Annotated in this window: 13 protein-coding genes and 1 pseudogene; 4 read left to right on the forward strand and 10 right to left on the reverse strand. The window is 65.9% G+C overall.

Annotation, left to right across the window (positions count from 1 at the left end):
• Positions 1 to 8: 8 nt before the first annotated feature.
• Entirely contained in the window at positions 9 to 575 is a 567-nt protein-coding gene (gene efp, locus QQK83_RS14265; RefSeq protein WP_284265310.1) for an elongation factor P, read from the reverse strand.
• An 88-nt stretch (positions 576 to 663) separates the two neighbouring features.
• On the opposite strand from efp, the gene epmA reads away from it, so the two are divergent.
• The 3 genes from epmA to QQK83_RS14280 are packed head-to-tail and all read left to right on the forward strand — an operon-like array spanning position 664 to position 4,485.
• Positions 664 to 1,671 carry an EF-P lysine aminoacylase EpmA gene (epmA, locus tag QQK83_RS14270; RefSeq protein ID WP_284265312.1) on the forward strand — a complete coding sequence of 336 codons (1,008 nt, stop codon included), beginning with the start codon at positions 664 to 666 and terminating at the stop codon, positions 1,669 to 1,671.
• Positions 1,672 to 1,722: 51 nt separating this feature from the next.
• Complete coding sequence (gene pncB, locus QQK83_RS14275) at positions 1,723 to 3,015, forward strand: nicotinate phosphoribosyltransferase (protein WP_284265314.1); 1,293 nt, start codon at positions 1,723 to 1,725, stop codon at positions 3,013 to 3,015.
• Positions 3,016 to 3,021: 6 nt separating this feature from the next.
• Complete coding sequence (locus QQK83_RS14280) at positions 3,022 to 4,485, forward strand: DUF5677 domain-containing protein (RefSeq protein ID WP_284265316.1); 1,464 nt, start codon at positions 3,022 to 3,024, stop codon at positions 4,483 to 4,485.
• 67 nt (positions 4,486 to 4,552) lie between these two features.
• On the opposite strand, the gene arfB is transcribed toward QQK83_RS14280, so the two are convergent.
• The 8 genes from arfB to dapA all read right to left on the reverse strand — a co-directional run bounded on the left by arfB (position 4,553) and on the right by dapA (position 10,665).
• Positions 4,553 to 4,972 (reverse strand): alternative ribosome rescue aminoacyl-tRNA hydrolase ArfB, encoded by a 420-nt coding sequence (gene arfB, locus QQK83_RS14285; RefSeq protein ID WP_284265319.1) that lies wholly within the window; start codon positions 4,970 to 4,972, stop codon positions 4,553 to 4,555.
• 295 nt (positions 4,973 to 5,267) lie between these two features.
• Positions 5,268 to 5,891, reverse strand: coding sequence for a queuosine precursor transporter (locus QQK83_RS14290; RefSeq protein ID WP_284265336.1), 624 nt, complete (start codon positions 5,889 to 5,891; stop codon positions 5,268 to 5,270).
• A 78-nt stretch (positions 5,892 to 5,969) separates the two neighbouring features.
• A complete protein-coding gene (locus tag QQK83_RS14295; protein ID WP_284265321.1) occupies positions 5,970 to 7,151 on the reverse strand; it encodes an amino acid aminotransferase in 1,182 nt (393 codons plus the stop codon).
• A 16-nt stretch (positions 7,152 to 7,167) separates the two neighbouring features.
• Positions 7,168 to 7,734 (reverse strand): GNAT family N-acetyltransferase, encoded by a 567-nt coding sequence (locus QQK83_RS14300; protein WP_284265323.1) that lies wholly within the window; start codon positions 7,732 to 7,734, stop codon positions 7,168 to 7,170.
• Positions 7,731 to 8,582 (reverse strand): 3-mercaptopyruvate sulfurtransferase, encoded by an 852-nt coding sequence (gene sseA / locus QQK83_RS14305; RefSeq protein ID WP_284265325.1) that lies wholly within the window; start codon positions 8,580 to 8,582, stop codon positions 7,731 to 7,733. The genes QQK83_RS14300 and sseA overlap by 4 nt, the downstream gene beginning before the upstream one ends.
• A 243-nt stretch (positions 8,583 to 8,825) precedes the next feature.
• The gene (gene smpB, locus QQK83_RS14310) at positions 8,826 to 9,299 is read right to left on the reverse strand and encodes an SsrA-binding protein SmpB (protein ID WP_284265329.1); all 474 of its coding nucleotides are present in this window, start codon (positions 9,297 to 9,299) and stop codon (positions 8,826 to 8,828) included.
• Positions 9,300 to 9,316: 17 nt separating this feature from the next.
• Positions 9,317 to 9,799: an SAM-dependent methyltransferase gene (locus QQK83_RS14315; RefSeq protein WP_284265331.1), complete on the reverse strand. Its 483-nt coding sequence runs from the start codon at positions 9,797 to 9,799 to the stop codon at positions 9,317 to 9,319.
• Positions 9,796 to 10,665, reverse strand: coding sequence for a 4-hydroxy-tetrahydrodipicolinate synthase (gene dapA, locus QQK83_RS14320; RefSeq protein ID WP_284265338.1), 870 nt, complete (start codon positions 10,663 to 10,665; stop codon positions 9,796 to 9,798). Before dapA ends, QQK83_RS14315 begins: the two co-directional genes overlap by 4 nt.
• Positions 10,666 to 10,817: 152 nt before the next feature.
• Between dapA and QQK83_RS14325 the strand changes: the two genes are divergently transcribed.
• Positions 10,818 to 12,755, forward strand: coding sequence for a lytic transglycosylase domain-containing protein (locus tag QQK83_RS14325; RefSeq protein WP_284265334.1), 1,938 nt, complete (start codon positions 10,818 to 10,820; stop codon positions 12,753 to 12,755).
• A gap of 6 nt (positions 12,756 to 12,761) precedes the next feature.
• Here QQK83_RS14325 and QQK83_RS14330 read toward each other — a convergent pair.
• Positions 12,762 to 13,151 (reverse strand): annotated as a pseudogene (locus QQK83_RS14330) (D-alanyl-D-alanine carboxypeptidase); the annotation flags it as partial.

Raw genomic sequence — 13,151 nt, forward strand, 5'->3', positions numbered from 1 at the left:
ATCAATCCTCAGTCCTTGGCGCGCTCGACATAGGTCGCGTCCTCGGTGTTCACCACCACGCGCGTGCCCACGCCGATATGCGGCGGCACCATCACCCGCACGCCATTGTCGGCCATCGCCGGCTTGTAGGAGGACGACGCCGTCTGCCCCTTCACCACCGGTTCGGTCTCGGTGATCTCGACCGTCACCTTCTGCGGCAGGTCGATGGCGATCGCCACGCCGTTATGGACCGACAGATGCACCGTCATGCCGTCCTGCAGCCAGACCTTGCTGTCGCCCACGACATCCTCGGTCACGGTGATCTGCTCGTAGCTGGTCGGCTCCATGAAGTGAAAGCCTTCGCCATCGGCATACAGGAAGGTGTACTGGTTGTCCTCGACATGCGCGCGCATCACGCCGTCGGTCGTCTTCCAGCGTTCGCTGACCTTGGTGCCGTTGTCGATCCGGCGCATGTCGACCTGCGTGACGGGCGTGCCCTTGCCGGGGTGGAAGTTCTCCGCCTTGAGGATGACATAGAGCACGCCGTCGATGTCGACGACATTGCCCTTGCGCAGCTGGGACGCGATGACCTTCATGAAAGCCTCCAGAATTGATGCCGCTTGAGCGCGCACGCGCCCCGCGTTAGGGGCAGCCGTTACCGCATCCGCCGCGAAAGGGCCAGAGATGACATGGTGGGACCGTGACACCCATGCCGACCGCCGCCCGGTGCTGCTGGCCCGCAACCGGATCGTCAAGGCGATCCGGTCTTGGTTCGAGGACCAGGGCTTCACCGAGGTCGACCCGGCCTATCTCGTCACCTCGCCGGGCAACGAAACCCATCTCCACGCCTTCGAGACCGTCGCGCTCGACGAGGGGCTGACACCGCGCAGCCGCTACCTCCACACCTCGCCCGAGTTCGCCATGAAAAAGCTGCTGGCGGCAGGCGAGGAGCGGATCTTCACCCTCTCCCGCGTCTGGCGAAACCGCGAGGGCGGGCCGCGCCACGCGGTCGAGTTCACCATGCTGGAATGGTATCGCGCCGGACAGGGTTACGAAACCCTGATGGCGGATTGCGCGGCCCTGATGGCCGTGGCCGCCCGCGCCGCCGGGTCCGCCCAGTTCCGCCACCGCGACACCGTCTGCGACCCCTTCGCCAAACCTCGCCGCACCACGCTTCAGGCCGAGGCGCAGCGCTATGGTATCGACCTTCTGTCCACTTTGAACGACCCCGCGACACTGGCCGCCCAGCTACGCGGCATCGGCCTGCAGACCGCCCCGGACGACAGCTGGTCCGACCTCTTCTCGCGCCTTCTGACCGCCCGGATCGAGCCCGGCCTCGGCCCCGGCCCCGTCATCCTCGACGCCTACCCGGCCCCCGAGGCGGCCCTTGCCCGCAAATCGCCGCAAGACCCGCGCACCGCCGAACGCTTCGAGCTGTTCGCCTGCGGCCTGGAACTCGCCAACGCCTTCGGCGAACTGACCGACGCGCAGGAACAACGCGCCCGCTTCACCGCCGACATGGACCTCAAGGAACGCCTCTACGGCCACCGCTACCCGCTCGACGAAGACCTCCTCGCGGCCCTGCCGCATATGCCCCAGACCTCCGGCGCCGCCCTCGGCCTCGACCGGCTCGTCATGCTGGCCACCCACGCACCGCGCCTGACGGATGTCCTCTGGACCCCGCCAGCCTAGACAAGCCCCGCCCCCCTTGTTCTAACCTCGCGCCACGCAGAGGAGCCCGCCATGGTCGATATCGCCACCCGCGTCTACAACCACAAGTGGAAGATCGACCCGATCGTCCGCTCCCTCATCGACACGGATTTCTACAAGCTCCTGATGTGCCAGTCGGTGTTCCGCAACCGCCCCGACACGACCGTCACCTTCTCGCTCATCAACCGCACCACGCGCATCCCGCTGGCCCACCTCATCGACGAAGGCGAGCTGCGCGAACAACTAGACCACATCCGCACCCTGCGCCTCTCGCGCGGCGAGTCCACCTGGCTCCGCGGCAACACCTTCTACGGCAAGCGCCAGATGTTCCGCCCCGATTTCATGGAGTGGTTCGAGGCGCTCCAGCTCCCCCCCTACCACCTCGAGCGCGTCGGCGATCAATACGAGCTGACCTTCGAAGGCAAATGGCCCGAGGTCATGCTCTGGGAAATCCCCGCCCTCGCCGTGCTGATGGAGCTCCGCTCCCGCGCCACGCTCGCCCACATGGGCCGCTTCGAGCTGCAGGTCCTCTACGCCCGCGCCATGACGAAGCTCTGGCAGAAGATCGAGCGCCTGCAAGGCGTCGAGGGCCTGCGCATCGCCGATTTCGGCACCCGCCGCCGCCACTCCTTCCTCTGGCAGGACTGGGCCGTCCAGGCCATGCAGGAGGGGCTCGGCCCCACCTTCGCGGGCACCTCCAACTGCCTCATCGCCAAGAACCGCGACCTCGAGGCGATCGGCACCAACGCCCACGAGCTTCCCATGGTCTACGCCGCCCTGGCCGAGACCGACGCCGCGCTGGCCCGCGCCCCCTATGACGTGCTCTCCGACTGGCACGAGGAGCATTCCGGCAACCTCCGCATCATCCTGCCCGACACCTACGGGACGCAAGGCTTCCTGCAGAACGCCCCCGACTGGCTGACCCAATGGACGGGTATCCGCATCGACAGTGGCGACCCCGCCACGGGGGCCGAGACCGCGATCCGCTGGTGGGAAAGCCGCGGCGAGGATCCCCGCGAGAAGCTGGTGATCTTCTCCGACGGCCTCGACGTCGACCGGATCGAGGCGCTCCACCGCCAGTTCTCCGGCCGCGTCCGGGTGTCCTTCGGCTGGGGCACGTTGTTGACGAATGATTTCCGCGGCCTGGTCGCGGACGACGCGCTTGCCCCGTTCAGCCTCGTCTGCAAGGCTGTCGCGGCCAACGGTCGGCCCACGGTCAAGCTGTCGGACAACCCCGAGAAGGCGATGGGGCCGGAGGCGGAGATTCTTCGCTACAAGAGGGTCTTCGGTGTGGGGGAGCAGGAACGGGTTGAGGTGGTGGTTTAGGGCGCTATGAAAAAAAAAGCGAAAAAAGGCTCCCAAGCTACACCTCTGGACAAACGAAGACGCCAAGGCAGTAAGCTTAGATCTCCTTTTCATCAACTTGGTGACAAGGTGGCTTGGTCAAGCTGGAAGGATGATCATCTTCCAGATGTGATTTGGCTAGCGATTATCTGTGCGGTTCGTGATCAGAAAGAGCGAATAGAAATTTTTCGTGAGATAGCAGAAGCTGCTAGAAAGGAGTTTCTTGGAGAGGATCATGCATCCCCAACCCATTACTTCCTTTCAAAAATATCATTCGATAGTTTCCGAAAGATTGTTGCGCCCGCGATCGCTCATGATGACATAAGAGAAAGTCTCAAAATCCTGGCTACGGTAGACGCTATGCCAGATAGAGGGCACTGGCGAGAATTGTTCGGAGACGTCGCGGCCAAAGATGAAGACTGGCAAACGCTCGCAAAAGGCGTTGCGTTATGTCTAGACCATCAATCGCAAGAGTCGACGGACATACGTTGGCTAAAGATCATTTATCTGTTCGCAATCGAGAAGATGGTCGTGCCAGAGCCCATGGCAGAGAGGTTTCTTCAGTATCCGTATGTTGGGGATATGCGTCAAGTGAGGCCAATGATTCGCTCGGCGGAAATGGCCACTCGGTCGATGTTCAAAGGAGAAACTGATGAAAGAGTAACCATGGAATGCGAGCCATTTTGGGCTGAAATGCTCGCATGCACGAGATGCATTACAAAACCCGAAGATGCCAAAACTGAGGAGGATGATGATGCATTAAAAGAGGATATCTATTCGACAATAACGGAACTGTACGAGCACTTCTATTCATCGGTTCAAAACACAAATGTTGACGCTCGGTTGGATAGTGCCTTTGGAATAAGCTTTTACTCTCTTTCCCTTTGCCTTGAGATGGCTAGTCTCCCTTCGCGTCATTTGGCAACGGGGCGAGTTGTGCTGCGCACGATAACGGAGCTAGCAATCACACTGTCCTTTCTCCGCGCCAAAGATGATGACGCCATTTGGATGCAGCATCGGCAATATGGTTCAGGCCAAACAGCACTTGCATTTCTAAAATCTTCTGCTGGAGAGGATGTTCCCTCTCACATTGATTTGGAAAAACTTGAGGTATTGGCCAATGAGGATGTTTGGTTTGAAACCCGCGATATCGATCTTGGTTCTTGGTCAAAGATGAATCTGAGAGATATGAGTATCGCTGCTGGAAGGAAGGATCTCTATGATCGATATTACGATTGGACGTCCGGCTTTGTTCATGGTCACTGGGGGGCAATTAGGGATGCGACATTTACCACTTGCTTGAATCCACTGCACCGCCTGCATCGCGTGCCTCAGCCCATGAAACCCTTGCCATCCGTAGTGACGGAATGCTGCAAAGTAACCAATCAGTCGCTTGAAATGCTTAATGCACTCTACCCATCATTCAAACGGCGAATAACAAAACACTACTGACTACGATTTAAGTCTAAGCAACCGTACGATGGGCTTCCACGCCACTATGGTCGGCAAAATGCCCACCCTACTCCTCCACCTTCCCCCGCAACCCCTTCACCACCCCCCTGACCTTCTTCGCCTTGATCCGCCGTTCCACCGACCCCTTGGTCGGCCGCGTCGGGCGGCGTTTCTTCGGCACCACCGTCGCCGCGCGCACCAGTTCCGCCAGCCGCTCCCGCGCGATCTCCCGGTTGCGGGCCTGGCTCCGCGTCTCCTCCACCTGGATCACCACCGCCCCCTCCCTGGTCCAGCGCCGCCCCGCCAGCCGCTGCAACCGGCGCTTCACCACCTCCGGCAGATGCGGCGAGCGTGCCGCCTCGAACCGCAGTTCGACCGCCGTGGAGACCTTGTTCACGTTCTGCCCGCCCGGCCCCGAGGAGCGGGTGAAGCTCTCCGTCATCTCCCAATCGGCGAGCGTGATCTGGTCGGTGATGGTCAGGGGCATGGCGGCTCGGCGTATGTACGGGGTGTGCATGGGCTGTGCACGGAGTGTGACATGCAGTGCTCCAACGAAAAAGGGCCGCCCAAGGTGAGCGGCCCTTTCGAAAGATCAGGAGGCGGTCCGGTTAGGATTAACCACCTTGGAAGGGGCTTTGACCCCCGAGGGTTGCCTCAGCGGCGCACCTCCCAAGCTGTCCCGACACCGTTCTCCAATACCTCTCTAGACACTGGATCACCTCCTTCCTGCTTGGTTGCTGTTGAGGTGAGCCTGCCACAGATTTCGTGGTTGTCAAAACCTTTTACGCAACCTGTGCCGTCAATTTTCGCGTGATGACCCGGAACGGGATCAGCGCCGCCAGCGCGATGGCCAGTTTCACGCCCCAGTCCGCGACCGCCAGCGACACCCAGAGCGGCACCACCGGACCCAGGCCGAGCATCGGCAGCATCTCGCCTGCCCAGCTGACATCGTTACCCGGCTCGAGCCACGTCAACGTTCCGCTAAACGCGATGGAAAAGAACAGCGCCGTATCGACCGAAGAGCCGATTATGCTTGAGAAAACAGGCGCTTGCCACCACGTCCCCCCGCGCAACCGGTCAAAGATCGCCACGTCCAGCAGCTGCGCCGTCAGGAACGCGACGCCCGAGCCCACCGCGATCCGCAACGTCACCAGCGGCCCGAACTCTCCCATGATCTGCGTGCCCACCAACGAGCACCCGATGCCGACCAAAAAGCCAATGAAAACAACGCGTCGCGCGGCTTGCACGCCGTAGACGCGGTTCATGACATCGGTCACGAGAAACGCCAAAGGATAGGTAAACGCCCCCCATGTCAGCCAGTTCCCGAACAGGAACTGCACGAGGATATTCGACGCCACGACAACGGTGGCCATCGCCAGGATGCCCGGCAAGTATTTGGTATTCATGATGTATTTCCGTTTTGACAAGGTAGTCGGAGACTTGGCCCCAAGGGGCAGGCCCGCCCGATACACCCCCATACGGAATTAAGCAAGCACCTCGGCCAAGGCCCGCGCGACCTTGGGAATGACCGACGCCCGCAGCCCGGCTACGTTCATCCGCCCGTCGCCGACAAGGTAAACGCCATGCTTTTCCCGAAGGATATCAACCTCTTTCGTGCTCGCCCCGATCAGCGAGAACATCCCCCGATGCGCCGCGAGGAACCCGAACCGGTCCGACCCGGTCTCGACCCGCAAGGCCTCGGCCAACGCGCGGCGGTTCTGCACCATCGTCTCGCGCATCGAGTTCAACTCCTCCTCCCACAGGGCGCGCAACCCGGCATCGGTCAGGATGGTCTGAACCACCCGCGCGCCATGGTCGGGCGGAAAGGAAAAGTTGTTGCGATTCATCGCGGTAAGCTGCCCCTGCGCCGCGGCGACCGCGCCCTCCGACGTCACGATCAACGCCACCCCGGCCCGGTCCCGATACAGTCCGAAGGTCTTGGAACAACTGGCCGCGACGAAGACCGTCGGCACCTCCCGCGCCAGCAGGCGCACACCCGCCGCGTCCTCGTCCAGCCCGTCGCCGAACCCCTGGTAGGCCATGTCGACCAGGGGGATCGCCCCGGTCCGGTTGCACAGCGCAGCAACCTCGGCCCAATCGCCAAGGTCCAGGTCCGCGCCCGTGGGGTTGTGGCAGCAGCCATGCAGCACGATCACGTCACCCGGCGCGACCCCGGAGAGGTCCGCCAGCATCCCCGCGCGGTCGAGCGCATTGGCGGCCCGGTCGAGATACCGATAGGTCCCGCGGGCCAGCCCGATATGGTCCACCATCGCGGCATGGATCGGCCAGCTGGGGTCGGACACCCAGACCCGAGCCGCGGGCCGCAGCGTGCGGACCAGCTCCAACACCTGCCGCAACGCGCTGGTGCCCCCCACCGCGGCGACGCCCGCGACACGCGCAGACGGCACGGCATCGCCCAGGATCAGGTCGCGCATCGCGCCGATGAAGGCGCGGTCGCCCTCGAAGCTCACATAGGATTTCGTCTCCTGCGTCTCGAGGATGCGCGCCTCGGCCTGTTTCACCGCGCCCATCACGGGCGTCCTGCCCTCGGCGGTCTTGTAGATGCCGACCAGCAGGTCGACCTTGTCCGGCCTCGGGTCGGCCGCGAACTGCCCGGTCAGGCGAAAGATCTTGTCGGGCGCGGGGGCGGAGAGGGTTTCGAACATCGAAAGGTTCCGGCTGTCAGGGAAACCGCGAGGGGTCGCGGTCATGGACGAGGACGCGCCGCCGCTCGTCGCGGGCGACGGGGGCAAAGCCCAGCTTCTGATACAAGGACAGGGCGCGCGGATGATCCAGCGTGCAGGTGTTGACGGTCATCTTCTCGACGCCCTCGCGCGCCCAGCCCGTCAGCACGGCGGTTTCCAGGAGCGCCCGGCCCCAGCCCGCGCCCACCGCCTGCGGCACCAGCCCGAAATAGGCAAGGTCGCAGACGCCTGCCTGCCGCCAGTCCAGCATGAAGAACCCCTGCGGCCAGCCATGGCCCATCGCCGTCCAGATCACCACGTCCGGGTCGCGGACAAAGGCCTGCAACGCGGCCGGGTCTTCCTCGGCCTGGTCGAAGCGGTCCTGCCATTCGTAATCGCGGCCCACCGCGTCGTAGAGCGACAGGAAATACCACACCGGCGGATCGATGGCGCGCTCCAGCCGGATATGCTCGGGCAGGCGCGGCACCTCCCACGCGGGGCGCGCGCCCATCTCGAGATAGGTGATCGTGTAGGAAACCTCGGTCCCCGCGGGGGTGACGGTCATCCGGTCTCGACCTTCAGCTGCTCGAACTGCCCCCATTCGGACCAGGACCCGTCATAAAGCGATACGTCCATGTTCCCCAGCCGGTGCAGCGCCAACATCACGATGGCCGCCGTCACGCCCGAGCCGCAGGTGGTGATGGTGCGGCGGCCCACATCGACGCCCGCCGCCTCGAAGGCCGCGCGCAGTGCGTCGAGCCCCTTCATCGTCCCGTCCGCGTTCAACAGGCTCGCGTAATGGACGTTCTTCGAGCCGGGGATATGCCCCGCCCGCATCCCCGCACGCGGCTCCGGCTCCTCGCCGCGGAACCGCCCGGGAGAGCGCGCATCGACGATCTGCCAATCCCCCAGCTTCGAGGCCGAGGCGACCTGCGTCACGTCCTTCACCAGGTGCGCCTGCCGCTGCACGGTGATGTGCCGGTCGCGGATGACCGGGGCCATGTCCTCGATCTCGCGCCCCTCGGCGCGCCACTTGGGCAACCCGCCGTCCAGCACGGCGACATCGGTCTTGCCCATCAGGCGGAAGTTCCACCACACACGTGCGGCGGAAAAGATCCCCGCGCCGTCATAGACCACCACCTGGTGCCCGTCGCCCACGCCCATGGCGCGCATCCGGCTCATGAATTTCTCGACCGGGGCGGCCATGTGGGGCAGGGCGCTGCGCGCATCCGCGATCTCGTCGATGTCGAAGAAGCGTGCGCCGGGGATATGGCCCTCGGCATATTCCGCCTTAGCGTCGCGGCCCATGCCGGGCACGTAGTAGGAGGCATCCAGAACCCGCAGGTCCGGGTCCTCCAGATGCGCGGCGAGCCAGTCGGTCGACACGAGCGTCTTGGGGTCGTCTGTAGCCATGGCAGGGCCTCCGGGCAGGGGCGCGTCGTTCCGTCCACAAGCCCTACCCGCGCCGGGATAAAGGCGCAAGCGGCAGGGCAGGTGCGGGTCCCTCCTTCATCTTGGCAAATACAACTCCCGCCGGAGGCTCCCGCAGCTAACACCCACACCAGCGCCGCGCCATCTCACCCCCCGTCAACGCATTCCGTGGCAACGCGCCCAGAGGAGGGCGCCGAAGGCTGCCTGACGACGGGCGCCGCCCCCTCAGCCCTGCTTCAGCAACCGGCTCTTCTGCCGCTCCCAGTCGCGCTTCGCGCTCGTCTCGCGCTTGTCGGCGAGTTTCTTGCCCTTGGCGATGCCGATCTTCAGCTTCACCAACCCCTTGTGATTGAAATACATCACCAGCGGCACCAGCGTCATGCCCTGCCGCTGGGTCGAATTCCACATCCGCGACAGCTCGCGCTTAGACGCCAGGAGCTTGCGCCGCCGCCGCTCCTCGTGGCCCCAGGTCTTGGCCTGCGCGTAGGGCGCGATGTAGCTGTTGACCAGCCACAGCTCGCCATCCTCCACCGCGGCATAGCTTTCCGCGATGTTCGAGGTGTTCTCGCGCAGGCTTTTCACCTCGGACCCGGTCAGCACGATGCCGACCTCGAGATCCTCCTCGATCGCGTAATCGAAGCGCGCGCGCCGGTTCTCGGCGATCACCTTGTAGTTCTTGTTGTCGCTGTCCTTGGCCATTGGCGCGATATAGGCCCTCAGGCGTCCGGCCGCCAGCCCGGCGGCACGTCGACCGTGTCGATCCAGGGCTTGATGTCCAGGACCGGCGTGCCGTCCCAGGCATCCGTCGCGTCGATGCCGATCACGCCCGCCGGCATGTCAAGCGACGTGATCACCACCGTCCCCAGCGCGATGGGGTTGGGCCGGACGGGCGAGCGCAAGGCAAAGGTGCCGCGCGGGCCCCGTCCATGCGCCGGGGTCTGCACCAGCAGGTCGCGCTCGCCGCGGTCCACCCAGTAGATCAGCTGGATCGCCTGCCCCACCTCGAGCCCTGCAAGCGCGGGCGCGTAAGCCGGGTCAAGCTCCACCCGCGCGCCCCGGCCCGTCTCGCGCGCCGCGCGCAGGTTCTTCGGCGCCGTCCCCTTGGCCCAGGGCGAGCGGACATGACCGATGAAGGTGAGCCCCGCCTCGATCCGCTCGGCGGGGTCGAAGGGCAGGGCGATCTCGCCCTCGCGCCTCACAGCAGGCCGGCGTGGGCCATCGCGGCCACGATCTGCGCCTTGGTGCCCTCGGACAGGCCCGTCAGCGGCAGGCGCACCTCCTCGGAACAGCGGCCCAGCAGCGACAACCCGTATTTCGCGCCGCACACCCCCGGCTCGGCGAAAATCGCCTCGTGGAGCGGCATCAGCTTGTCCTGGTAGCCGAGCGCGGCGGCGTAATCGCCCGCGAGCGTCGCGGCCTGCATCTCGGCGCAGAGCCTGGGCGCGACATTCGCGGTGACGCTGATGCAGCCCACGCCGCCCTGCGCGTTGAAGCCCACGGCGGTCGCATCCTCGCCCGAAAGCTGCACGAAATCCGTGCCGCAGGTCATCCGCTGCTTCGGCACGCGGCTGAGGTCGCCGGTCGCGTCCTTTACGCCGATGATGTTGGGCAGCTTGGCCAGCTCGCCCATCGTGGCGGGGATCATGTCGATCACCGAGCGCGGCGGGATGTTGTAGATGACGATGGGCAGGCCGATCTCGTTCAGTGCCGAGAAATGCGCGATCAGGCCCTTTTGCGTGGGCTTGTTGTAATAGGGCGTCACGACCAGCGCGGCATCCGCGCCCACCGACTTGGCGTGTTCGACGAAGCGGATCGCCTCGACCGTGTTGTTGCTGCCCGCCCCCGCGATCACCGGCACGCGGCCCGCGGCGGTCTGCACGACGGCCTCGATCACCTGCTCGTGCTCGCCGTGGGTCAGGGTCGGGCTTTCGCCCGTGGTGCCGACCGGAACCAGCCCGGTCGAGCCTTCGGCGATCTGCCACTCGACCAGTTTCTTCAGCGCGTCGAAATCCACCGAGCCGTCCGAGAACGGCGTGACGAGGGCCGGCATCGAGCCTTGGAACATGACACGCATCCTTTGCTGTGGGTGGGCCGACCGGGGCGGTCGGCAAAATCGCGCGGACACTAGCGATAGCGCGCGGGAATGCCAAGTTCGTGTGTTGCACGGGGGGCGTGGCGGTTTATCCTTGGGTAAAAAGAGCAGGAAGGTCAGTGCAGATGCGGCAGATATTGCTGGCGGTTTCACTCGTTCTGGCACCGATGGGCGCCCGCGCCGACACCGCGGCTATGGGCCTTGCCCTCGATGCGCTGTCGCAGGGCGACATGGGCCTCTACGCCGAGGCCGCGGGCCGGATCGAGGATCCGGTCGCCCTCGACATCCTCAGCTGGACGCGGCTGCGCGCGGGGCGCGGCGACTGGCCGGAATATGTCGCCTTTCTCGACCGCAACCCCGATTGGCCGGGCCTGCCCTACCTGCGCGCGCAGGGCGAGCCCTCGATCCCCGCGGGTGGCGACCCCGCCGCCATCATCGCCTATTTCGACGGACATCCGCCCACCACCGGCGCGGGCGCGCTGGCCCTTGCGCTGGCCCATGACGCCGCGGGCGACCGGGCGGCGGCCGAGGCCGAGGCGATCCGCGCCTGGACGACCCTCGTCATGACCGGCGACGAGGCGGGCCAGCTGCGCGCGGCCTTCGGCGCGGTGTTGAACACCGGCACCCATCACGAGGAGCGGCTCGACAACCTGCTTTGGGAGGGCGCGGAGGAGCGCGCGCGCGCCATGGTCCCGCTGGTCCCCGAGGGCTGGCAGGCGCTGGCCGAGGCGCGGCTTGCGCTGCGGGCCCGCGCCCCCGGCGTCGACGCGCTGATCGAGGCGGTGCCGGCCGATCTCGCCGGTGATCCCGGCCTTGCCTACGAGCGGTTCCTGTGGCGCGTGCGCTCGGGCTTCTGGGACACGGCGGGCGAGCTGATGGCCGAGCGATCCGCCTCGCGCGGCAGCCTCGGGCGTCCGCTGTTCTGGGCCGACCGGCGCGCCGATCTCGCCCGCGACGTGATGCGCGAGGGCGATTTCGAAACCTGCTACACCTATGCCGCCAACCACCACATCGACCCCGCGCGCGAGGATTACGCCTATTCCGAAAACGAATGGCTCGCGGGCTACTGCGCCTATCGCCTTGGCCGCTACGACACCGCCGTCGGCCATTTCCAAGCCTTCCGCGACAGTGTCTTCACCCCCATCTCGCTGGGCCGCGCGGGCTACTGGCTGGGCCGCGCCGAGGAGGCCGCGGGCAACCCCGCCGCCGCCGCCGAGGCCTATGCGCTGGGCGCGCGCTACCAGTCCAGCTTCTACGGCCAGCTCGCGCAGGAGCGGGGCGGCCTGCCCGTCGATCCCGCCTTCCTCGGCACCGAGGTCTACGGCGACTGGCGGCAGGCCGGGTTCACCGGCTCGACGGTCTTCCACGCCGCGCTGCTCTATTACGAGGCCGGTCAGGACTGGCCCGCCGAACGTTTCCTGACGCACCTCGCCGAAAGCCTGACCCGCGACGAGGCCGGGATGCTGGGCGATTTCGCCCTCGAGCTGGGCGACCCCCATATCGCGCTGCGAATCGCCAAGCGCGCGGCGCAGTTCGGGCACGAGATCATGCGCCCCTATTATCCCGTGGTGCCCGCTCTGGCCGAGGCGGACCTGCCCGCCCCCGCTGCCATGGTGCTGGCCATCGCGCGGCGCGAATCGGAGTTCGACCCCGGCGTCGTCAGTCCCGCAGGGGCGCTGGGGCTGATGCAGGTGATGCCCGGCACCGGGCGCGACACGGCGCGCGCCCTCGGCCTCGACTATTCGCAGGCCCGGATGCTGGACGACCCCGCGTATAATGCGCGGCTCGGGGCGTCCTTCCTCGCCGGGCTCTACGACCGCTATGACGACAACCCCGTGCTGATCGCGGCGGCCTACAACGCCGGGCCCGCCCGCGCCGCCGACTGGATCGAGCGGTTCGGCGACCCGCGCCGGGCCGAGGACGTGATCTTCTGGATCGAAGCGATCCCCTTCTCCGAGACGCGCAACTACATCATGCGCGTGACCGAAAGCCTTGCGATCTACGAGGCGCAGCTGACCGGCACCTTGCCCACGCTCGGCCTGTCCGAACGGCTTGCGCGCTGATCGGCGTCAGGAGGCGGGGCCGAAGGTCTCGCAGGTGATGTTGCGGGCCGCAAGCCGGGCACAGGCGCGGGCCGCCTGATCCTCGGTCAGCCCCTGGAAGCGCGCCTCGTAGCCGCCATTGCGGCGCACGACGCGGCGCAGCGCCTCGTCGAAGGTGCCGATCTCGCTCAGGGCGGTGCGCAGCAGCAGCCGCTCGGCGGCGTGATGCGAGGGCTGCGCCCCCAGCGACACCCCGTATAGCCGCGACCCGGTCGACGAGGCGCGGGTGACCACCTCGGGTTCGAGCGGGGCGGCGACGACTTCGGGCTCGGCCACATCCGCGGGGCGCGGCGGCACGACGAGCGAGGCCAGCGGCGCGACCTGCGCCCCTTGCTCCACGTCGGGCGCGGCCCCCGG

The organism is Roseicyclus amphidinii, assembly GCF_030163755.1.
Taxonomy (GTDB): domain Bacteria; phylum Pseudomonadota; class Alphaproteobacteria; order Rhodobacterales; family Rhodobacteraceae; genus Roseicyclus; species Roseicyclus amphidinii.